This is a genomic window from Nocardia callitridis (genome assembly GCF_039543305.1).
Lineage (GTDB): Bacteria > Actinomycetota > Actinomycetes > Mycobacteriales > Mycobacteriaceae > Nocardia > Nocardia callitridis.
Map to the genome: position 1 here is coordinate 1,142,325 of NZ_BAABJM010000001.1, position 20,195 is coordinate 1,162,519.

The 20,195-nt window shown below is 65.3% G+C and carries 21 protein-coding genes and 1 tRNA gene; 8 read left to right on the top strand and 14 right to left on the bottom strand.

The annotated features are described in order from the left end of the window. Nucleotides 1-151: 151 nt before the first annotated feature. Nucleotides 152-2,431, top strand: a complete 2,280-nt coding sequence (locus ABEA50_RS04855; protein ID WP_345493806.1) for an MMPL family transporter — start codon at nucleotides 152-154, stop codon at nucleotides 2,429-2,431. On the opposite strand, the gene ABEA50_RS04860 is transcribed toward ABEA50_RS04855, so the two are convergent. Both ABEA50_RS04860 and ABEA50_RS04865 read right to left on the bottom strand, forming a co-directional pair. Continuing rightward, nucleotides 2,399-2,662, bottom strand: coding sequence for a hypothetical protein (locus tag ABEA50_RS04860; RefSeq protein ID WP_345493807.1), 264 nt, complete (start codon nucleotides 2,660-2,662; stop codon nucleotides 2,399-2,401). The genes ABEA50_RS04855 and ABEA50_RS04860 overlap by 33 nt on opposite strands. 121 nt (nucleotides 2,663-2,783) lie before the next feature. Then, nucleotides 2,784-2,993, bottom strand: coding sequence for a hypothetical protein (locus ABEA50_RS04865; protein ID WP_345493808.1), 210 nt, complete (start codon nucleotides 2,991-2,993; stop codon nucleotides 2,784-2,786). A 210-nt stretch (nucleotides 2,994-3,203) separates the two neighbouring features. On the opposite strand from ABEA50_RS04865, the gene ABEA50_RS04870 reads away from it, so the two are divergent. Further along, nucleotides 3,204-3,515, top strand: a complete 312-nt coding sequence (locus ABEA50_RS04870; RefSeq protein ID WP_345493809.1) for a DUF6191 domain-containing protein — start codon at nucleotides 3,204-3,206, stop codon at nucleotides 3,513-3,515. Nucleotides 3,516-3,752: 237 nt separating this feature from the next. Here the strand turns inward: ABEA50_RS04870 and ABEA50_RS04875 are convergent, their stop codons facing one another. Continuing rightward, nucleotides 3,753-4,100: a hypothetical protein gene (locus ABEA50_RS04875; RefSeq protein WP_345493810.1), complete on the bottom strand. Its 348-nt coding sequence runs from the start codon at nucleotides 4,098-4,100 to the stop codon at nucleotides 3,753-3,755. Then, a complete protein-coding gene (locus ABEA50_RS04880) occupies nucleotides 4,097-4,390 on the bottom strand; it encodes a hypothetical protein (RefSeq protein ID WP_345493811.1) in 294 nt (97 codons plus the stop codon). The genes ABEA50_RS04875 and ABEA50_RS04880 overlap by 4 nt, the downstream gene beginning before the upstream one ends. Before the next feature lie 132 nt (nucleotides 4,391-4,522). Here ABEA50_RS04880 and ABEA50_RS04885 point away from each other — a divergent pair, with 132 nt between their 5' ends. Next, nucleotides 4,523-5,257: a helix-turn-helix domain-containing protein gene (locus ABEA50_RS04885; protein ID WP_345493812.1), complete on the top strand. Its 735-nt coding sequence runs from the start codon at nucleotides 4,523-4,525 to the stop codon at nucleotides 5,255-5,257. A gap of 270 nt (nucleotides 5,258-5,527) precedes the next feature. Next, on the top strand, nucleotides 5,528-5,836 hold the full coding sequence (locus ABEA50_RS04890) for a putative quinol monooxygenase (protein ID WP_345493813.1): 309 nt from the start codon (nucleotides 5,528-5,530) through the stop codon (nucleotides 5,834-5,836). Between the two features lie 467 nt (nucleotides 5,837-6,303). On the opposite strand, the gene ABEA50_RS04895 is transcribed toward ABEA50_RS04890, so the two are convergent. The 3 genes from ABEA50_RS04895 to ABEA50_RS04905 are packed head-to-tail and all read right to left on the bottom strand — an operon-like array spanning nucleotide 6,304 to nucleotide 8,002. Beyond that, a complete protein-coding gene (locus tag ABEA50_RS04895; protein ID WP_345493814.1) occupies nucleotides 6,304-7,170 on the bottom strand; it encodes a helix-turn-helix domain-containing protein in 867 nt (288 codons plus the stop codon). Further along, entirely contained in the window at nucleotides 7,167-7,715 is a 549-nt protein-coding gene (locus ABEA50_RS04900; RefSeq protein WP_345493816.1) for a DUF6879 family protein, read from the bottom strand. The genes ABEA50_RS04895 and ABEA50_RS04900 overlap by 4 nt, the downstream gene beginning before the upstream one ends. After that, nucleotides 7,703-8,002 carry a hypothetical protein gene (locus ABEA50_RS04905; protein WP_345493817.1) on the bottom strand — a complete coding sequence of 100 codons (300 nt, stop codon included), beginning with the start codon at nucleotides 8,000-8,002 and terminating at the stop codon, nucleotides 7,703-7,705. The genes ABEA50_RS04900 and ABEA50_RS04905 overlap by 13 nt, the downstream gene beginning before the upstream one ends. A gap of 211 nt (nucleotides 8,003-8,213) precedes the next feature. Here ABEA50_RS04905 and ABEA50_RS04910 point away from each other — a divergent pair, with 211 nt between their 5' ends. Together ABEA50_RS04910 and ABEA50_RS04915 are read left to right on the top strand one after the other, a co-directional pair. Next, nucleotides 8,214-8,504 carry a hypothetical protein gene (locus ABEA50_RS04910; RefSeq protein ID WP_345493818.1) on the top strand — a complete coding sequence of 97 codons (291 nt, stop codon included), beginning with the start codon at nucleotides 8,214-8,216 and terminating at the stop codon, nucleotides 8,502-8,504. Beyond that, entirely contained in the window at nucleotides 8,501-8,653 is a 153-nt protein-coding gene (locus ABEA50_RS04915; RefSeq protein WP_345493819.1) for a hypothetical protein, read from the top strand. The genes ABEA50_RS04910 and ABEA50_RS04915 overlap by 4 nt, the downstream gene beginning before the upstream one ends. Nucleotides 8,654-8,860: 207 nt before the next feature. Here ABEA50_RS04915 and ABEA50_RS04920 read toward each other — a convergent pair. From ABEA50_RS04920 to ABEA50_RS04930, 3 genes are all read right to left on the bottom strand, one after another. Further along, nucleotides 8,861-8,948 (bottom strand) — tRNA-Ser (locus tag ABEA50_RS04920). Nucleotides 8,949-9,015: 67 nt separating this feature from the next. Further along, on the bottom strand, nucleotides 9,016-9,450 hold the full coding sequence (locus tag ABEA50_RS04925) for a nucleoside deaminase (protein ID WP_345494654.1): 435 nt from the start codon (nucleotides 9,448-9,450) through the stop codon (nucleotides 9,016-9,018). A gap of 25 nt (nucleotides 9,451-9,475) precedes the next feature. Next, nucleotides 9,476-10,015: a tRNA adenosine deaminase-associated protein gene (locus ABEA50_RS04930; protein ID WP_345493820.1), complete on the bottom strand. Its 540-nt coding sequence runs from the start codon at nucleotides 10,013-10,015 to the stop codon at nucleotides 9,476-9,478. A 57-nt stretch (nucleotides 10,016-10,072) separates the two neighbouring features. On the opposite strand from ABEA50_RS04930, the gene ABEA50_RS04935 reads away from it, so the two are divergent. Then, nucleotides 10,073-11,023 (top strand): prephenate dehydrogenase, encoded by a 951-nt coding sequence (locus ABEA50_RS04935; protein WP_345493821.1) that lies wholly within the window; start codon nucleotides 10,073-10,075, stop codon nucleotides 11,021-11,023. 167 nt (nucleotides 11,024-11,190) lie between these two features. Here the strand turns inward: ABEA50_RS04935 and ABEA50_RS04940 are convergent, their stop codons facing one another. Then, the gene (locus ABEA50_RS04940) at nucleotides 11,191-11,739 is read right to left on the bottom strand and encodes a putative glycolipid-binding domain-containing protein (RefSeq protein ID WP_345494655.1); all 549 of its coding nucleotides are present in this window, start codon (nucleotides 11,737-11,739) and stop codon (nucleotides 11,191-11,193) included. A 539-nt stretch (nucleotides 11,740-12,278) separates the two neighbouring features. Here ABEA50_RS04940 and ABEA50_RS04945 point away from each other — a divergent pair. Beyond that, the gene (locus ABEA50_RS04945; protein WP_345493822.1) at nucleotides 12,279-13,721 is read left to right on the top strand and encodes a serine/threonine-protein kinase; all 1,443 of its coding nucleotides are present in this window, start codon (nucleotides 12,279-12,281) and stop codon (nucleotides 13,719-13,721) included. Between the two features lie 473 nt (nucleotides 13,722-14,194). Here ABEA50_RS04945 and ABEA50_RS04950 read toward each other — a convergent pair whose 3' ends face one another. The 3 genes from ABEA50_RS04950 to fadD32 all read right to left on the bottom strand — a co-directional run bounded on the left by ABEA50_RS04950 (nucleotide 14,195) and on the right by fadD32 (nucleotide 20,060). After that, on the bottom strand, nucleotides 14,195-16,114 hold the full coding sequence (locus ABEA50_RS04950; RefSeq protein ID WP_345493823.1) for an ABC transporter ATP-binding protein: 1,920 nt from the start codon (nucleotides 16,112-16,114) through the stop codon (nucleotides 14,195-14,197). Next, nucleotides 16,111-17,925, bottom strand: coding sequence for an ABC transporter ATP-binding protein (locus ABEA50_RS04955; protein ID WP_345493824.1), 1,815 nt, complete (start codon nucleotides 17,923-17,925; stop codon nucleotides 16,111-16,113). The genes ABEA50_RS04950 and ABEA50_RS04955 overlap by 4 nt, the downstream gene beginning before the upstream one ends. A 209-nt stretch (nucleotides 17,926-18,134) precedes the next feature. Then, nucleotides 18,135-20,060: a long-chain-fatty-acid--AMP ligase FadD32 gene (gene fadD32 / locus ABEA50_RS04960; protein WP_425577528.1), complete on the bottom strand. Its 1,926-nt coding sequence runs from the start codon at nucleotides 20,058-20,060 to the stop codon at nucleotides 18,135-18,137. Between the last annotated feature and the right edge of the window lie 135 nt (nucleotides 20,061-20,195).

Below are 20,195 nucleotides of genomic sequence, written 5' to 3' on the forward strand. Positions count from 1 at the left end.
AGTGCTGTCAGGCATACTCTCAGCTATTGCTCGTGCCGACAGCGCGGCACAGCGTTGTACTCGCTCGACCCGGTAGTCCCGGCCGATCCAGCCGGAAGAAGTTCGTCGCTCGCCCAGAACCGGCAAACTCGATCACCGCGAGGAGAACATCGTGTCCGTGTATCTATACCGGTGGGGGATGTTCGCTTTCCGCCACAAGTGGGTCGTGCTACCGGTCTGGCTCGTATTGTTCGTGATTCTCGGCGCGCTCGGCGCCCAACTGAAGAAGCCGATGACCGACGACTTCAGCATGCCGAACCTACCGTCGGAGCGCGCGACGCACATTCTCGACGAACACTTCCCCGGCATGTCCGAGTCCTTCAAATTCGACGCCGTCACCGGCACCTACGTGGTCGCGGCGCCGCGGGGACAGAAGCTCACCGACGAGCCGAACCGGCAGGCGATAACCGCGCTGCTGGAACAACTCGGCGGCCTCGCCATCGTCGACCACGCCAAGCCCCTCGCCGACCCGATCGCCGCCACCGAGAAAATGGGCTGCCTGGTTCCCGACCCCGACCCGAGCAAATGCGGTGGCGCACCACTGAATGTGCTGAGCAAGACCGCACCCGACACCGTCGCGTTCTTCAGCGTCCCGTTCACCCTCGAAGAGTTCAGCGACATCACCCCCGAAGACCGCACCGCCGCCTACGACGCGGCCGACGGCGCACGCGCCGCCGGGCTCACCGTGGAGATCAGCGGGTCGATCGCGACCGAGCAGGAGGCGCCGAGCGGGCAGTCCGAGATGATCGGTATGGCCGTCGCGCTGGTGGTGATGATCATCGCCTTCGGCGCGCTCGTGGCGGCCTTCGTGCCGATCATCACCGCCATCGTCGGACTCGGCGCGGCCACCTCGCTGATTTTCCTCGGCACCTCGGTCACCTCGATCCCCTCGTTCACCACCTTCCTCGCCTCGATGATCGGCATCGCGCTCTCGATCGACTACGCGCTGTTCATCGTCTCGCGCTACAAACACGAACGGGCCGTACTGGATTCGCCCGCACAGGCCGCCGCGACGGCGATCGGCACCGCGGGCTCCGCGGTGGTCTTCGCGGGGCTCACCGTCATCATCGCGCTGGCGGGGCTGAGCATCGTCGGCGTCAGATTCTTGACGTTCATGGGCTTGGGTGGCGTCATCGCCGCGGCTTTCGCGGTACTCACCGCGATCACCTTGATGCCGGCGATCCTCGGCGCGTTCGGCCGATTCCTGTTCACACCGAAGCTGCCGTTCGTCGCCAAACACGACCCGGAAGACGACACCTCGATCACCAACGGCATGCGCTTCGCAAAGCTCATCGCCAAGGCGCCCGCGATCGCGCTGCTGCTCAGCATCATCGTGCTCGGGCTGCTCGCCGCGCCGGCCACCGGACTGAGCCTCGGCCTGCCCGGCGAGGACAGCATGCCGAAGGACACGACCGTGCGAAAAGCCTACGAGTTGCGCACCGAAGGCTTCGGCGAAGGCAGCAACGGCACCCTCATGGTGGTCGCCGACCTCTCCGACGTGCCGCAGGACCGCAGGACCGAAGCGCTCGGCGCGCTGCGCGACGAACTCGTGGCCTATCCCGACATGGACTACGTCAGCCAGCCGCAGCCGAGCCAGGACGGCCGAGGTGCACTGCTCAACGGGACACCGAAATCCGGGCCGAACAACCAGGACACCAAGGATCTCGTCGCCGATGCCAGGGCAGCGGAATCCGAGCTGAACTCCGAATACGGCATCGAATACGGCATCACCGGCACCACCGCCATCTACGCCGACATCGACCACGTGCTGCTCAGCAAGATCATTCCGTACATGGCGATCGTCGCTGGCGCCGCGTTCATCCTGCTGATCCTGGTCTTCCGCTCGATCCTGGTCCCGCTCACCGCCGCACTCGGCTTCCTGCTGTCCATGGCAGCCACCTTCGGCGCGACCGTGCTGATCTTCCAGGACGGCAAGTTCGGTCTGATCGAGGATCCCGGCCCAATCGTGAGCTTCCTGCCGATCATGCTGATCGGCCTCGTATTCGGCCTCGCCATGGACTACCAGGTGTTCCTGGTGACCAGGATGAGCGAGGAATACGTGCACGGAAAATCACCCACCGACGCGATGGTCCTCGGATATCACCACGGGGCCCGCGTGGTGACGGCGGCGGCGATCATCATGATCTCGGTGTTCGGCTCGTTCTTGCTGGAAAGCAATGCCACCGCCAAATCGATGGGTTTCGCGCTGGCGGCAGGCGTGCTGCTCGATGCCTTCGTCGTGCGGATGGTGTTGATCCCCGCGCTGTTGGTCCTGCTGGGCAAATGGGCGTGGTGGATCCCGAAGTGGCTGGACAGGATCGTGCCGGACATCGACGTGGAGGGCGCGAAGCTGCACGCGCTACGCGACAAGGGCACCGGCGGCGCCCACTGACTCGTCTCCGTCGGTCGGTGTCGGCAGGTCGCAGTGCTCGACCTTGGGGTCCATGCCCGCGTAGTTCAGCGGCCCGGTGAACGCGGTCAGCGCGATCGTCCCGAATCCCGCGCAATCCAGCGGCCTGCTGTCGAGATAGTGCCGTTGATTCGCGGCCAGCAGCCCCACCGCTATCCACACGAGAACCAGAAATCCGAACAGCCGAGGACCCGCACTTCTCCTGGTCCTCACGCGATAATCATCGTTGCGCATCGCATCGGTCCCTTCCGTGCTCCCGGTCGGGCGAGTACCCCCGGATTCGGGGGTTACCCACTGGCTACGGAATGAGTCCGGGCAATTCGGCCGACGACGGTTAGGGGCTGGGCTGCGGTATATCCGGTATATCGCAGTTTTCGACCTTCGGGTTGACGCCCATGTAATTCAGCGGCCCCGCGATCACGGTGACCGCGATCGTGCCGAGCCCCGCGCAGTCTCGCGGCCCACCCTCGAAGTAGTCGCGCTGCGCCGAGGCGGTGATACCCACCGCCAACCAGATCAGGAGAATGACACTGCCGATTCGCATGCTGCCTCGCGTTCACATCTACCGCGCGGATCATTCACTGGCGCAACGTTTCACCGCGACCACACCGCCGCCGACCCGGTGGCCGACACCACTGATGGTACCGACCCGGCGCCGTGGGACCCGGACAATCGCGGCGTCCTTGTGACATACGCGTGACCGACGTTCAATGGAGCGATGACGGCGTTCTTCGGGTGGATGATCCCGGGTTGGGTGATCCTGCTGCTGGTGGTGGCGGTATTCGAACTGACGGTGAACAAGCGCCGCAAGCAGCGCAAGACACCCGTGTCCGGCACCTTCACCGACGAGTTCACCGCCTTGTTCTACTCAACCAAGCGCATGGAACTCGACCACCGCGCCTCGGTCGCCATGCTGCGCGACGAACAAGCCGAGGGCGCACCCCCGTTCGGCGTCGATTTCACCAGCGGCACCGTCACACTGAGCAGTAAACCCACTACGCCGCAACAGCTTTCAGAACCAAACCCACCCGAAAACAAAAAGCCCCTCACCTGCCGTAACAAGTGAGGGGCATAAGCGGTGACGGAGGGAGTTGAACTCTTTCCGCCACCGTGGTCACAGCCGAAAAAGTGTTTTTGCCTGCAAGAACACATCAGCGTGGATCAGCCAGAGCCATCGGTGATTGTGCCCAAGGGCCGTAGTTTCGGTGGTCGCCGAACAACTCTCCGACCCGGATTGTGCTGGCGCCGACAAGGTTGGCGGGCGCGCGAAACTTGGTCCGAGTTGGGTCTGGTTTCCATGGGCTCACAGCCCGATCGGCGGCCCTTCGATCGGCAGCGCCGGATACCCGTCGTACGTTTGCTCCGGGTACAGCGTCGTCACCCCATCCAGTTCGGCAAGCAGGGCGCGCACCGCGGTTTCGGGCAGATGCTCGACCGTCGGCACGAACAGCGCTACGGCGTTCATCCGGCGCACGATGTCCAACAAGTTCGCGGTGCGGCGCAGTGTCCGGTCCGAGTGCGTGACAATCAGGGGCATCTCGTACCCCCATCGGGTCGCCAAGACGCGTAGACGCTTCGAGTGCCATTGCTCCTCGGCGCCGGACAAGTCCGTCCGCAGGTAGCCCAAGGCAATGAGTGGTTCGTCCGTCATCGCTCGACCCCCACGGCCGGGGTCGCACGGCCGGAATCGACCATCGTCCAGAACGCGGCATGCTTGTCGGAACACGTCGCAATGTCGCAGTTGATCCGCACCTGCAGAACCCGATGAGCCTGCTCGACTGTGTACGGAACTTGCGGGGCCGCATGGCATTCCCGGTTCAGGATCTCACCCACCGGCACCGCGCCGGGTATCTCGAACGCCCTATCGAGAAGCCAGGACAGTAACCAGAAGATGACGCCGATGCCAGCCAGGACAATAACGGCAGTGATGAGCACGATCACGGACACCTCTCGCCATATGAGTTCGGTCCCCTCAGCGTGTTCTCGGCGTTGTGTCCATGCGACGACTCATACGGCGTCAAAGCACCCTCACATAGGGCGACATTGAGGCGTCAAAAGACTACCGTTCGGAACATGAGCACACCCAACACGGCACTACGGGCGGCCCGAAACGCCCGCCTGATGAGCCAGGACGATCTCGCCCGAGCACTTCGGGACGCCGGGTGCGTCTCCGCGACGAAACGCCTTGTGCAGCGGTGGGAATCGGGAACCACCACCCACCCGCGACCCACCCATGCTCGCGCGCTCGAGCGGGTGATGGGCTTGCCGATCGAAACGCTCGGCTTCGGCACGGTGATGGCTGGACGAGCGCTCGGCGGTGAGGACGACGGCAGTCATGAGGTCGAATCGGAGATCGGCGCCGTTGCGGCTGTCCACGTTCGCGGGCTGCCCCGTGGAACAGGCAGCTACTCCGGCATCTGGGTGTCGCGCTACGAGTACTACTCGAGTGGACGAGAAGCGACATTCAAAGCGGCTCACTACGTCGTCATCCTCCAGCACGACGACCGCTTGACGGTACGCAGCCTGCCGGGTTCGGCGCCGTCCTCGCTACAAATGGATCTCAGCCTTGAAGGCAACGTCGCTACAGGTACGTGGCACGAACACACTGCACCGGAGGGCTACTACCGAGGCGCCCACTACCACGGCGCCATCCAACTACTGATCGAGTTGACCGGGCGCAGAATGGCAGGGAAGTGGGTCGGGTTCGGCAAGGGCTTCAACGTGAACGTTGGACCGTGGGAGCTGGTGTTGCAGGACCCATCCACGAGCAAGTCGGCCGTCGATGCCTATAACCGCCCGGTTGAGTGAGAGGCGACCGCCGACAACATGACTGGGTGCCCGTGGACGGACTGCCCGCTACCCACGGCTATTCACCGTCGAGCCGGCATATGCCCCGTACGCGACGAAATCGCCTCGGCGAGAACCACTCTGCGAGATGATGGAATGTTGACCGGACGACGAAAGGGAGACGCGCGCGTGAAACCGGGGGCACGATCTGGCGCTGGAACTCCCGCAACGGTACCGGTGTCGCCGAACTCGCAACCGTCGACGCAGGCAGCTTCACGGTACGGTCGGTGCGTGTTCGCACTCGTGGTGAAGTTCAACCTGTACAGCGACGAGAAAGCCACGGCCTTCGACCAGTTGGTTGCCGAGACCGTCGAGCAGATCACTGTCCACGAGCCCGGAACTCTGGTGTACGCCACGCACACCGTTGCCGACGAACCACTGTCACGGGTGTTCTATGAGGTCTACCGGGACCGTGAGGCGTTCGACGAGCACGAGCGGCAACCCCACACCAAGCGTTTCCTGGACGCGCGCGGCGAGTTCGTCGAGTCCTTCCGGGTCGAGTTCGTCACCCCGACCGTGTCGAAGGGATTGCCGACCTAGGTCACAGACCCCCGGCTATCCCGCACCACACGGCCAGCCCGTGCACGGTGTCGACGCTGCGCGCTTCGGCACGCGCCAACGCCCGGACTGTCTCGTGCACCATCGGGTTGTACCGGGTCTGCGACGGCGCCACATCCTTCGCCGTAAGCAACGCATGCTCGGCGCGACGCGGTCCCCGTGCAGCAGGTAGGCGCGCGCGAGGTCGATGTAGTGGTGCCCCGCTCGCTCCCTCGGTGCGTCGGCCGGAATCACGAGGTGCTGTGCGCGAGTGAGCGCGCCGAACTGGCGAACGATCTTGTCGTCGCTGCCCAGTTCGGACAGCAGAAGCTGAGACCATGGGGCGATGGGATAGTTTGGCACAACGACCTGCGATTTCCGGATCGGTCACCCGACCGGATAGCCAGGCTGACAACATATCTCGGGCACGGCGCAGATGTTTCATACAGCTTCCAGGTCCACCGGTCGCGCTAGTCGGCGTCCGAATGCCGACCTGCCATGAGTCGATGCTCGGCCTCCAGTCGGTCGAGGATCTCAACAGCCCCGCCGCCGTGTACCGCAAGCTTGTGCATCGCACCGAAAACCTGGTCATAGATTGCGATCTCCGATGGTCTCGTGACCGTCAGCTCGGCACTGATGGTCTCGACCATGACGCTCTCGCGGTCGAACATCGCGAACCCGTGAGACCCGAGCAGAGTGTTCGCCGCGAGCGGCACGATCGCTAGGTCTACTCGAGGATTTCTCGCTTCCTCGATGAGTCGCCGAATCTGTTCAACCATCACGAGCCGTGAACCGACGACCTGATGCAAGGCGGCCTCGGCCACGATGAACGCGAACCGCCGGCGCCCCGACCGCAAGATTCGTTGCCGAGTCATCCGCACCGCGACAGCTTCATCTATATCGTCGCGTCCACCGGGAATTTGGGATCGGCATTCCAATAGAACGGCCCGCGCGTATTCGGCTGTCTGCAATAGGCCGGGAACCACGGCGTTCTCGAACCACCGGACATGCTGTGCGCGGCCTTCGATTTCGAGGGACTGGCGTTGCCTGTGGGCTCGGCCGGATGCGACGACTCGTCGCCATTCCAGGTACATCGACTGCACGTTGCGCAGCGTCGCGATGAGGTCGTCGTACACCAGCAGCGAGTCGGTTGCGCGGCACCACGCTAGAAGGTCGTCCTCGCTGGGTTGCTGCTTGCCCATCTCGATGCGAGACACTTTGGACGGGTGCCAGCCGCACGCGGCAGCCATGTCTTTGCCGGACAGGCGGGCATCTCTTCGGAGTTCGCGCAACCGCGCTCCGAGAGCCGCACGCGCCTGCCCGACGTTGCTACTCACCGGCTGACGGACTCCTTGCGCATATATTCCACGCGGTCGATCCCCTGCTCCCACAACCGTTGTGCCGCTGTCGCACACACCTTCGCGATTTGCTGGTCCGTGGTGACTGCCACCCCTTCCCCAGCGCCGTCGTCATCGACGGTGTTGAACGCGACAATCGCATCATCGATCAGCCAGAAGTCGTCGGTCGGAATATGACCGGCCGCCACGTGCCGAGGTAGGTATCGGATTTGCTCACCGGCCGCGACATTGGGCGCGCACGCATCCAACAACCAACGGGTGTACTCGACATGCGGGACGGTGACCACCCGAATCCGGCGCACATCGACACCGCGCGCGACAGTCTCGGCGACGAGCCTGCACCAATCCCGACCGCCGTTGGTCTCGACGATCGCGCCTGTCTCGCGCCATACCGTGAGCGGTTCGTACTCGTCGGGCATTTGGTAGCTGTCCTGGACTTCGACATGCACGAGACTGGATTGCGCTTGGCGGAAGTACTGGCCGTAGATGCCTTGCCCGGAAAGTTCGCCGGTTACCGCCCGCACCGCGGTACCTCCACTGCGGTCTCGTCCGGATCGAGGATCAGCTTCGAACGAACTTCGTCGGTAACCGGCGAACCGGCGACAAGCACAAGTTCCGGTGTCTCGGTGGTCTCCACGGTGATGGTACTACCGGCCTCTGCCCACTCGAGCAACTGCGAGTGCGGCATCAGGACTGCGTGACCGTCACGGGTCGCGATGCCCTGATAGATCAGGGTGTCGGTGTCAGTGGCATACAACGCGGGGCACCCGCCATCCTTCGATCCTGAGCCGAGCAAGCGTAATTCGGTCATGAGAGCTTCCTTCGCAAAAGGTAGATGCGGACAACGCAATTCTCCGAGATCATCGCCGGTATTGCACACGATTACCGCGCAATCTCCCGCAATTCGCTGGTCCGGTATGCACGCCACTTCGTAGCTTCAGATCAGCCCCGCCGCCGGGCCGATCTTCATTCCCCGGCGGTGGGCGCCCTCCACAGCACAACGCCGCTAAGGGGTCACTGCGATGCCCGAGTTCACCGCTGTCGTCATCACGATCGTTGCCACGCTGGTCAGCTTGTGGGTGATCTTCGCCGTCCGACCGCACGTCATCACCTACGGATTCACATGGCGACACGCTCGGCTCGAACCCGAATGCCATGCTGCACCGGAGATTCCGTTCACCGCCGAGCAGGCCAGCCGGGTAATGCAGATTCTGATCGACTGCGACGCGAACACCTGCGCCCGAAAACGCGCCGCCTACTGGACATGGGTAGACACCGGCCACGCCACGGCGGCCGTGGAGGTTCGGCGATGACGTGGCGCATCGTGTGGGACGAGGACAACCGGCCGGAGAAGCCGCGCGGTTGGCTGCGGCGCGACGACGGCACGGTTGCCATGGTCACCGAGGGCGGGCGGGTGCTCGATCCCGAGGAACTAGACCCGGAGGGTCGGCAGAGCCGATGACTCCACAACGTCACTGCGACCATAAGGACCTGCTCAGACTCTCGCGATGAACGCGCACCGCTCGGTTCTATGCGCGAACTCGCCGACACCATGGACGCGGCGTATTCCTCGGCCGGTTGTGAGCAACATGTGGGCACGGAGCCAGATCGAGAATTCCGCAGAGATAAAAAAAGCCCCTCACCTGCTGGAGCAGGTGAGGGGCGTAAGCGGTGGCGGAGGGATTTGAACCCTCGGAGGGGGGTTACCCCTCACACGCTTTCGAGGCGTGCTCCTTAGGCCGCTCGGACACGCCACCGGGAAGTACCCTACCGGACGGCCTGGCTGTTCACTAAATCGCCGCTCGAGCTGGGCAAACGCCGGGCTCAGCGTTGGGTGTGGAAGAAGGTGTCGAGCAGTGCGGCACACTCGGCTTCGAGGATGCCACCGCGCACTTGGGGACGGTGATTGAGCCGACGGTCGCGCACGACATCCCACAGCGAGCCGACCGCACCGGTCTTCGGCTCCCACGCACCGAACAGCACCCGCTCGACGCGCGCCAAAACCAGGGCCCCCGCGCACATCGTGCACGGTTCCAAGGTCACCGCGAGGGTGGTGCCTTCCAGCCGCCACCCGTCACCGACGATTTCGGCGGCGCGACGCAGCGCGAGAACCTCCGCGTGCGCGGTGGGGTCGCCGAGTGCTTCCCTCGCGTTCGCCGCGCGGGCGATCTCGTGGCCGGAAGCATCGAAAACCACGGCGCCCACCGGCACATCACGCTCGTCCGCCGATGCGGCCGCGGCGATGGCCGCACGCACCATGGCGGCGTCGCGCTCGGCCGACACGTCAGTGCGGCAGCTTGTCCAGCACCGCCGACAGCTCGTTGGCGAAGCCGAGACGCTGCGCGATCATGTTCAGCTGCTCGTCGGGGTAGAGATCGGTTTCGGCGAGAATCACACTCAATACCGGCTCGGGCAAACCGAGATCGGCGAGCACTCCGAGGTCGCCCTCTTCCCACGGGTCGATGTCGTCGAGTTCGTCGGGATCGATATCCGGGATCTCCACGTTCAACGCGTCGAGCACGTCGGCGGCGATGTCGTAGTCGATCGCGGCCGTCGCGTCCGAGACCAGCAACCGGGTTCCGCTCGGCGCGGGGCGCAGCACGATGAAGAACTCATCGTCGACGTCCAACAATCCGAATACCGCTCCGGAACTGCGCAGGGCTTTCAATTCGTTTTCGGCTGCGGACAAATCGAGGAGTGCGGCGGAAGTCAGCGGACTACACCGCCAGGTACCGTCTTCGCGGACCACCGCGACTGCGAACCCTTCCACGTCATCGAAGTCATCCGACGCCGCCCTATTCGTGCCCGAGCGCTGTGCTGCCATGCCGCAACGGTAGTCCGCCGAGGCGGAAATGTAGAAGTCGTATGCGAATCTGTTCGCGTGACTGCTGAACGGAATGCGCCGGTGTGCGTCCTCGGAACGGGTTTGATCGGCGGTTCCGTGCTGCGAGCCGCCACGGCGGCGGGTTACCGCGCTTGGGGTTTCAACCGTTCCTCGGTCGGAGCCCGCGCGGCGCGCGCCGACGGATTCGACGTCACCGAAGACCTGTCGAGCGCCCTGAACCGCGCCGCGCGGACCGAGGCGTTGATCGTCCTCGCCGTGCCGATGCCCGCGGTCGGGCAGCTACTCTCGGCCGTGCGCACGCACGCCCCGAACTGCGCGTTGACCGATGTGGTGAGCGTGAAAGCCCCGGTCGCGGCGGCGGTGCGCGAATACGGCCTCGGTGCGAATTACGTCGGCGGCCATCCGATGGCTGGCACCGCCGAATCCGGCTGGGCCGCTACCGATCCCGAACTATTCCGCGACGCGGTGTGGGCGGTCGGTGTGGATGCGGGCACCGCGCGCCAGGCATGGACAACGGTGGTGCGGTTGGCGCTGGATTGCGGGTCGGTGGTGGTGCCGGTGGTGGCGGACGAACACGATCGCGCGGTCGCCAGGATTTCGCATCTCCCGCACGTTCTGGCCGAGGCTTTGGCGCGGGCCGGTGCGAATGGTGGCGAATTGGCGCTCGGGCTCGCGGCCGGATCATTCCGCGACGGGACGAGGGTCGCGGCGACCGCACCGGATCTGGTGCGCGCGATCTGTGAACCGAATTCCGTGGCACTGCTCGAGGTTTTGGACGAGACGCTGCGGGCGCTCGGCGCCGCACGTGAGAGCCTGCGCGCGAACGCTCACCTCGGCGAACTGGTGGATTCCGGGCACGGCGCACGCGAGGAGTTCGACAGAAACCGGCGCTGGGAAATCACCGATATTCGCGTGGGGGAGGATAATTGGCTGGAACGTTTACGCGAGGCCGGTCGACGTGGCGGGGTTTTGACACGGCTGCCGTGAGCAACATCGCACAGGTTCCCTGCGCTTGATTGAATTCTGTACGAGTTCCGGGTCGGGTGCGATAACGGCGACACCGCACCGGTGCCCACTTCTCGACGAGGAATCCGAAATGCGCCGCCGACGCCGGTATTCGAGGGAATCGGCCCGCCACCCGCCGCGCCGACGGCTCAGACCCGCTCGGCCAAGCCGGGATAGTCGAGCAGGAACCCATCGGGGTCGACGGTGACGGTCGCGCTCGAGACCGGTGACAGCACGCTGATGCCGTCGGTACCGCTGCTGTAGACGAGCGTCGCCTCCTGCACCAACAGGTCGGGTAGTCGCACATACACCACCGGGATCTGCACCTCGTCGAACGCGTAATGCAGTCCGAATCGGCGGATCGGCAGCGTATTGAAGAATGGGCTCAGCACCACGTCGACGTCGAGCGCACCGGCGAAGGTGGAGCGGCCACGGTCGCTCTCGGTGTCGACCAGCCAGTAGTTCTCCTCGTCGCGCGCGATCGAGGCATGCCGCTCACCCGCCTGCGTCGTGGTGCGCAACGAGAGTCGTTTCGTCGCGCCGTTCTCATCGGTGACGAGATCGTAGGACGCGCTGAACGGCGGATGATCAACGCTGTCGGCACCGATCATGCGGCCCGCGGCGCGAATCCGATTGCCATTGACGGTGACGCGCACCGACTCCATCCGTGCACCATTGTGCGCGCGCCACGTCAGCATCGTCGGCCACCTCGACGCGGGTTTACCCTCGGCCGCGGGCGCGGTGCCGGAGGCTTGGTTCGCGGATCCGGGGGCTTGATTCGTCACCTGTCTACCGTAGGCGACATCCCCCATCCCTCGGCACAACATGGTGATCGCATCGACTTCGTGGCCGAGTACGTCGACGTCGTCGCCGGTGCACAGCGACCGGCACGAATACAACTCCCGCTCTCGCTCGACCGAGTAGCGGCATACCCCCGATATGCGCCCTGTTCGACCGAGTGATCGTCCCACTGGCGACGATCGCTAGACGTACCCGAGCGTCAGTGGCACTCGGCGAGAGTGCGCCGGTTGTCGGGAATGTCGCGCAGTGCGCCGGCCGTGTCCGGTGTGTGGTCGACAGAGGACCTTGCCAACGGTGGACGCCCGCACCGAGAGCGTGGGCGAGGTGGCCGCCGACGCCGACCGTCGTCAGGCCGAGTGCGGGCAGCGATGGGTCGCCCCGCGCACCGGTATCCACGATTTCGGCGATGTGTCTCGGCCAGGTAGCGTCTGCCACTGTGCGTGGGGGTTCGGAAATCGGTGGTTACTCGATCGAACAGGTGATCGGCCGGGGCGGGATGGGCACGGTGTACCTCGCACGCCATCCACGGTTGCCGCGCAGCGTCGCGCTCAAGGTCATGACCGGCATGAACGAAGCAACCGATCCGGAACTGAGCCGCCGCTTCGAACGGGAAGCCGATATCATCGCCCGGCTCGAGCATCCGGGAATCGTCGCCGTCTTCGACCGGGGCGTCGACGACGGTCAACTGTGGATCGCGATGCAATACATTCGCGGCACCGACGCCACGAACTGGGATGCCTCGGCTCATGCTCCGGCGGACACCGTGGCCATGCTGAGCGAAACCGCGGCCGCGCTCGACTACGCCCACAGCTGTGGCGTCCTGCACCGCGACGTCAAACCCGCCAATATCCTCATCGCGGACGCCGAGGCACACCGCGAAAGCCGCGCGGTCCTCACCGATTTCGGCATCGCCAGGCTGACCGATACCGCGAGCACCCAACTCACGGCGACGGGATCGGTCACCGCGACGCTCGCCTACGCCTCGCCCGAACAGCTCTCCGGCGAGGTGGTGGATCACCGGTCCGATCAGTACTCCTTGGCATGCACCCTGTTCGCGATGCTCGCGGGCCAGCCGCCTTTCGTCGCGACGAATCCGGGGCAGGTCATCATGGGCCACCTCATGCAGCCGGTGCCACGCCTGACCGGCGTCCGGCCGGACCTGCCTCCCACCGTGGACGCGGTTCTCGAGCGCGCCATGGCCAAACGACCGGACGAAAGGTTCGCCAGCTGTGGCGAATTCCTCGCCACCATGCGTGCTGCGCTCGACGGACGGCACATCGCCGCGCGTTTCGCACCGACCGTATTCAACGCGCCCGCGCACGCCATGATGCCGAGCATGGGGCCGCTTGCCGGTCCTGGTCCGCACGCGAATCCGGTAATGCGCGAAGCCGAACCACCAAGCGAAATTCCCGTTGAGCTCGAGCCACCGAAACGGCCTGTGGCGGCTCTTGTCTCCGCGCTCGCCACGCTCGTCGTCGCACTGGCGATGACGTGCGTGACTGTCATTTCGGTGATCCTCGCGTTCGAGCAATGGGACCCAAAATACGCGACCGAGACACTGGTAGGACTCGGCGTCTACCTGCTGGCCACTGCCGTGTGGGCGGGCGCGGGACTGCTACTGCTGTCCGGACGACGCTCAGGTCAGGTCCTGACCATTTTCTGCGCGCTTGTCGGTGCGGCTTTCGCTGGCTTCATCCTGATCGTGAACATGATGAACCACAACATCGTCGGCTTGCCCTTGTTCCTGTTCTCCGGCTTGCTGATCGCGTCGGGAATCGCCCTGCCCTGCGCCTTGACGAGCACGACACGACGCTGGATCACCCATGGCACACTCCTCGCCCAGCGTGCGCGGGAACTGACCACTTTCCTCCCGATGTGAAACTCGGGTCGCGACCGCGCGAATCGGTCGTAGTTTCGCGCTCGACCAGACTGCCTCGATGTCGCGGCGAGCCGACAACTGCGCAATATGCGAGGGTGGCGGCGCGGACTCCGCGTCCCTGCGGGCGCAGACCGACGCGGGCAAGTTCTTCTCGACTCACCCGCCGCGTTCTACTGCAACGAACAGCTTTTCGCGCCTGCACCCTTTGCCTTTTGCCGGTATGACCGTCCTTGCCGGAATGACGGGCAAGGGCGACACCCAGGCGCATCGCACAGTTCACGCCTGACCTGGTAGAAGGTGTAGAAACCCGCCCATGCCTTTGTTCCGCTGTAGCCGAGCAGGACAACCGGCCGAAATATCGTTCCCGACGCACGCGGACAGCCATACCGTGGATCTGTCACCGCCCCGTCGAGGCCAGGTGGCGAGCAACGTGGGATGCCCCGCAGCGGACGAGGCCTGCGACGTACATCGTTTCACACCAACGACTCTCGCCACGCCGCGTGCAGGCTGGCGAAGCGGCCGGTGGTCGCGATCAGGTCGGCTGGGGTGCCGTCTTCGATGATGCGGCCGGATTCCATCACCAGCACGCGGTCGGCGATTTCCACGGTGGACAGGCGGTGGGCGATGATCACGGCGGTGCGGCCGTGCAGTAGCCGTTCCAGGGCGTGTTGCACCAGGCGTTCGCTGGGAATGTCGAGGCTGGAGGTGGCCTCGTCCAAGACCAGAACCGCGGGGTCGGCCAGGAACACTCTGGCGAAGGCGACCAGTTGGCGCTGGCCCGCCGACAATCTGCCGCCGCGCTTGCGCACGTCGGTGTCGAAGCCCTCGGGCAGGGTCCGCACGAAGTCGTAGAGGCCGACGGCGCGTGCGGCGGCGTGTACCTCGGCGTCGGTTGCTTCCGGTCGCCCGAGTCGGATGTTGTCGGCCACCGAGCCGGAGAACAGGTACGCCTCCTGGGTGACCATCACGACGTGGCGGCGCAGATCGGCGTCGGTGATTCGGCGCAGGTCGACGTCGTCCAGGTAGAGCGCGCCGCCGACCGGATCGTAAAACCGGGTGAGCAGTTTGGCCAAGGTCGACTTGCCCGCGCCGGTGGCGCCGACCAGCGCGATCACCTGGCCCGCGGGGATGTCCAAGTCGAATTCCGGTAGCACAGGGCGCGCGGGTTCCTCGGTATCCGAACCCGACCGCGATCCGTAACCGAACCAGACTCGTTCGATCCGCACAGCACCCTGCACCTCGGTACGGTGCACCGGATCGCGCGGCTCCTGGACCTCGGGCTCTTCCTCCAACACCCCGGAGATCTTCTCCAACGCGGCCGCCGCGGACTGGTAGGCGTTGAACACCTGCGCCAATTCGTCGAGCGGATCGTAGAACTCGTTGAGGTACAACAGGTATGCCGCGAGCACGCCGACCGCGAGGTTGCCCTCGATCACCTGCCACGCGCCGACCGCGATCACCAGCACCTTCGTGAGGTTGCCGAGCAGACGGGTGAGCCCGGCATAGTCGCCCATCCCCCGCATCGCCATAACCGTCGCGGCGCGGTACTGCTCGTCCTCGGCCGCCAACACCGACTCGTTGCGGCGCTCGCGCCGAAAGGTCTGCACCGCGCGCATGCCACCCATGGATTCGACGAACTGCACCACCACGCGCGCGATCGCGCCCCTGGTACGCCGGTATCCCGCGCGCTGCCTGCGCTGCGCCCAGCGCGTCACCCACAGCAGCGGCACGAATCCGACCAAAACGATGACCGCGAGCCCCTGGTCGAGGTAGATCAGGATGCCCGCGATGGTGAGCACCGAAAGGATCGCGCTCAGTGCCTGATTGAGGGCGCTCTCCAACAGTTGTTGCAGCGTTTCGATATCGCTGGTGAGCCGAGCGACGGCCTTACCCGAGGTGTACTGCTCGTGGAAGGAGACGCTGAGCCGCTGCATGTGGGTGAAGGCGCGGGTGCGCAGGTCGAACAGCACGCTCTGGCTGAGCTTGCCGGACAGTCGCAGGAAGGCGAAGAGGGTGAGGCCGCCGACCAGGGAGGTCGCGAGGTAGCCGCCCGCGCTCCAGATCAGCGGCGCCCAGTTTCCCTTGGCGCCCTGGGCTATTCCCGCGTCGATGCCGTGCGCGATGAACAGCGGCGACGAGACGTGCAGCAGGTTCTCGAGCACGACGAGCACGAGCACCAGCGCGGTGAGCTTGCGGTACGGGCGAATCAGGTCGAGCAGCAGGCGCCGGGAGCGCCCGGCCAGCACCCGGTTCCCGGTGACGGTGACCTCTTTTTCCTCACCGGCGATGCCGCGCCAGTCGGCGACCGCGTCACCGCTTCGCGGCGCCGCCTCGTCGGCGACCGGCGCGAGAGCGTTCGTCTCGGACTTCGAGGTATCGGTACCGGTGCTCATCGCGGCGCCCCTCCCATCAGCGCGCGGTAATGATCGCTGCTGCGCAGCAGTTGTTCGTGTGTTCCTTCGTCGACGATGCGACCGTCCTCGAGTACCACGACGCGATCCGCCAGCGCCGCCGTCGAAGGACGATGCGCCACAAGCAGTGTGGTCGCGTCCGCCAGCACCGCACGCAGCCGTTGTTGCACCAACTCTTCGGTGCGCACATCCAGCGCCGAGAGCGGATCGTCGAGCACGATGACACGGTGGTGATCGTCGGCCCGCGCACCGACGACCGACCCGCGCAACACCGCGCGCGCCAGGGCGAGCCGCTGCCGTTGCCCACCCGACAGGCTCAATCCTTGTTCGCCGATCCTGGTGTCGAGGCCCCACGGCAGCTCGTCCACGAATTCGCTCGCCTGCGCCACCGCGAGCGCGCGCCGAACTTCGGCGTCGCTGGCACCGGGATCACGGAGCGCGACGTTCTCCCGCACGCTGGCCGAGAACAGCACCGGGTCTTCGAAGGCCACCGACACCAGCGAGCGCAGATCCGCGATCCGCAATCGCGCGATGTCGAGGCCGTCGATGGTGATCGCACCGGCGGTGACGTCGTAGAGGCGAGGAACCAGGTTGAGCAGCGCGGTCTTTCCGCTCCCGCTCGCACCGACGAGCGCGACCGTCTCCCCCTGCTCCACGGTGAACGAGACTCCGCGCAGCACTTCGTCTTCCGCGCCGGGGAAGCCGAAACGTACGGTGTCGAAACGCAATCGGCCACCGGTCCGCGACGGTAAGGCCACCGGGTCGGGCGGGTCGGTGATGTCGAGGGGAATGTCCATGATTTCCCAGTACCTGTCGGCGGCGGTGCGCGCGTTGTTCAGCTCGGCGAGCAGGAATCCGGTCCAGGCGATCGGCCACTGGAGGAAGCTGGCCAGCGTCATGCTGGCGACCAACGCGCCCAGCGTCATCGAGCCGTGCACCACCGCGTACCCGCCGTAGCCGAGCGCGAACACGATCGCGAGTCTCGGCAATACCGTCATCGAAGGCCACAGCATCGCGTCCAGGCGCACCTTGACCAGTTCGGTCCTGCGCAGCGCGCGTGACTGCGCGATGAACCGACCACCGAAGAACACGCCGCGACCGAATGCCTTGAGCACGCGCACGCCCTGCGTCGATTCCTCCGCGGTCGTGGCGAGGTCGCCCGCCTGATCCTGCGAGCGCCGCGCCGCCACCGCGAAGCGCCGTTCGAAGTACACGCACACCCACAGCAGCGGGACCGCGATGACCAGGAAGGCGAGCCCGATCTGCCAGCTCAGCACCAGCAGCACCAGCAACCCGACCGGGATCATCACCCCGTGCAGTACGAGGGCCGAACCGGCGAAGACGACGAAACGCCGCAGGGTCGCCAGGTCGTCCACCGCGCGCGAAAGCAACTGCCCCGATTCCCAGCCGTCGTGGCGCGCGATCGCCAGCGACTGCAACTTGCGAAAGATCATCGCGCGCAGGTCGATCTCGAACCTGGTGGCAGGCTTGGCGATCACCCAGCGCCGCCCCCACACGCCGAACGCCTCGGCGACACCGACGACGAACACCAAAACCACCGGCAGGAGTACGGCGGCGAAATCGCGGTTCGCGACCGCGCCGTCGATGATCCGCGCGACCAGCAACGGACTCGCCAACGCACCCGACCAGGCCAACACCGCCAGTACGTTCGTGGCGAGCACCGCCCACCGATGCGGACGAAGATAGGGCCAGAGGCGTAATAGCGAACGCAGCAGGCCGGGCCGCTGCGGCTCGGGTAAGTCGGGTTCCGTTCCGGTAGGTGCGGAATCCACGGTGACAGACAATGCTCCCCCTCGGCATGCGTGGATCGTGGTGTCCTGGAATGGATCGCCCGACGATGATGACACCGGGGTCCGACAATCCAGCCTCGCATCAGCACCACGCTCGGCCAACTGATTTTCGGCCGAGCCCGCGCCTGCCTGATCCAGGAACATCACCCCACTCAACAACCTCGAGTTAACTCGAGGTCAAGGGGCTTGCCTCACACCGATGCGGTCTGCGACACCACGCCGATCTCCGCATCGGGAAACGCCTGCTGTTGATGCCCGCCGCGCAATGTGCCCGCCAGGTACGCCGAACGGCATGCGCGCCTGGCGATCTTGCCGCTGGAGGTACGCGGTATCGAACCCGCCGGCACGAGCAGCACATCGCGCACAGTCACCGCGTGCCGCTGGACGACCGCCATGCGCACAGCGTCCGCGATGGGTTGCGGGTCGAGTTTGCCTGCGCCCGTATTGCGTTCGGCGACAATCACCAACTGTTCGGAGGTGTCGTCGGCGTCGAAACGCAGACCCGCGTGACTGCCGCGCTCGAACACCAACGCGGGCAGCTCGTTCGCGGGTACCGAGAACGCCGCGACGAAACCGGGCCGCAAGGCCGTGCTCGATTCCTGCGCCGAATACTCCAGATCCTGCGGGTAATGATTGCGACCGTCGACGATCACCAGATCCTTCACCCGTCCGGTGATGTACAGCTCGCCGTCGAGGTAGGCGCCGTAGTCGCCGGTGCGCATCCAGTTCGCGTCCTCGGCGGCACCCTCGGCGTGACTGGCCTCGGCATTGCGACGGGTGAGCGTGGCCCGGAAGGTGGTTTCGGTCTCCTGTGGCCGTCCCCAATATCCGATGCCCATGTTCTCCCCGTGCAACCAGATCTCACCGACCTCACCGTCGGCGCGTTCGACGCCCGTTTCCTGGTCGACGATCACCGCCCACTGCGACAACGACACATACCCGCAGGACACCTGGGCGATCGCACCCTCGGAATCGGGGTCGACCTGGCGCATCCGCCCGGAATTCAAGGCGGCCCGCTCGACATAGACCACCTTCGCCTCGTCCTGCGCCCTGGTGGCGGAGACGAACAGGGTGGCCTCGGCCATCCCGTAGCAGGGTTTGATCGCCTTCGGCGATAGACCATAGGGCTCGAATGCCTCGTTGAACTTGCGCATCGAGGCCACCGACACCGGCTCGCTGCCGTTGATCAGGCCGATCACATTCGAAAGATCGAGCACCTCGTCCTGCTTCGGCAATCCGCGCGCCGCGGCGTGCTCGAACGCGAAGTTGGGTGCGGCGGCATAGGTTCCCGCCCCATCGGAAGCGGCGGCCAATTCCTTGATCCAGCGGTAAGGCCGCCGGACGAACGCGCTCGGGGACATGATCGTGATGAATCGGCCGGCAATGGTCGGCAGAATCACGCACAGCAAACCCATGTCGTGGAACATCGGCAGCCAGGTGACCCCGCGCGAATCTTCGGTGACCCCGATGGCGTCGATCATCTGCAACAGATTGGTTCCCACCGCGCGGTGGGTGATCTCCACTCCCGCAGGCGTTCTCGTGGAACCCGAGGTGTATTGCAGGTAGGCGACGCTGTCGATATTGATATCGGGCCGCACCCACGCCGCACCAACCGAATCCGGAACAGCCTCCACCGCAAGAATTCTCGGCCGTCGTGGCGCGGGAAGACCACGAAACATGTCACGCACGCCCCCCGCCGCCGAGCTGACGGTCAGAATGGCAGCGGGCGAACAATCGGCGAGCACCGCCTCCAGACGATCGGAATGCCCCTGCTCCTCGGGGTCGAGCAGCGGCACCGCGATATTGCCCGCATACACCGCGGCGAACACCGACACCACGTAGTCCAGGCCCTGCGGCGCCAGAATCGCCACCCGATCGCCCGGCTCGGTGACCTGCTGCAACCGTGCCGCGACCGCACGCAGTCGGTGACCGAACTGCCGCCAGGTCAACTCGTGATACTCGCCGTCACGCTCACGGGAGTAGTCGATATAGCGGTAGGCGAGGTCGTCGCCGCTTTCGGCACTGTGCTTGTCGACGAAGTCGATCAGCGTCTTGTCGCCGCGAATCTTGATATTGCCGTGCTCGTCCAGATAGTCATCGAAAGTCTCGTCGATCATCGCCTTATCCTTTTGCCAACGCGCGTCCCAGCGAGGACGCGCAGTTACACCGAACACAGGTCGATCACGAAGCGTCGCCGACGCTAGCAGGCGCGACCTCGTGTACTGAAAAGCCCCTTGGCGCCGCCGAGCGGA

Excerpts from the sequence above, each read along its gene's own strand:
- ABEA50_RS04950 (WP_345493823.1), bottom strand. The coding sequence starts at position 16,114 with ATGAGCACCGGTACCGATACCTCGAAGTCCGAGACGAACGCTCTCGCG.
- ABEA50_RS04905 (WP_345493817.1), bottom strand. The coding sequence starts at position 8,002 with ATGACCGAATTACGCTTGCTCGGCTCAGGATCGAAGGATGGCGGGTGC.
- ABEA50_RS04915 (WP_345493819.1), top strand. The coding sequence starts at position 8,501 with ATGACGTGGCGCATCGTGTGGGACGAGGACAACCGGCCGGAGAAGCCG.
- ABEA50_RS04930 (WP_345493820.1), bottom strand. The coding sequence starts at position 10,015 with ATGGCAGCACAGCGCTCGGGCACGAATAGGGCGGCGTCGGATGACTTC.
- ABEA50_RS04925 (WP_345494654.1), bottom strand. The coding sequence starts at position 9,450 with ATGGTGCGTGCGGCCATCGCCGCGGCCGCATCGGCGGACGAGCGTGAT.
- ABEA50_RS04865 (WP_345493808.1), bottom strand. The coding sequence starts at position 2,993 with ATGCGAATCGGCAGTGTCATTCTCCTGATCTGGTTGGCGGTGGGTATC.
- fadD32 (WP_425577528.1), bottom strand. The coding sequence starts at position 20,060 with ATGATCGACGAGACTTTCGATGACTATCTGGACGAGCACGGCAATATC.
- ABEA50_RS04940 (WP_345494655.1), bottom strand. The coding sequence starts at position 11,739 with ATGCTGACGTGGCGCGCGCACAATGGTGCACGGATGGAGTCGGTGCGC.
- ABEA50_RS04910 (WP_345493818.1), top strand. The coding sequence starts at position 8,214 with ATGCCCGAGTTCACCGCTGTCGTCATCACGATCGTTGCCACGCTGGTC.
- ABEA50_RS04885 (WP_345493812.1), top strand. The coding sequence starts at position 4,523 with ATGAGCACACCCAACACGGCACTACGGGCGGCCCGAAACGCCCGCCTG.
- ABEA50_RS04875 (WP_345493810.1), bottom strand. The coding sequence starts at position 4,100 with ATGACGGACGAACCACTCATTGCCTTGGGCTACCTGCGGACGGACTTG.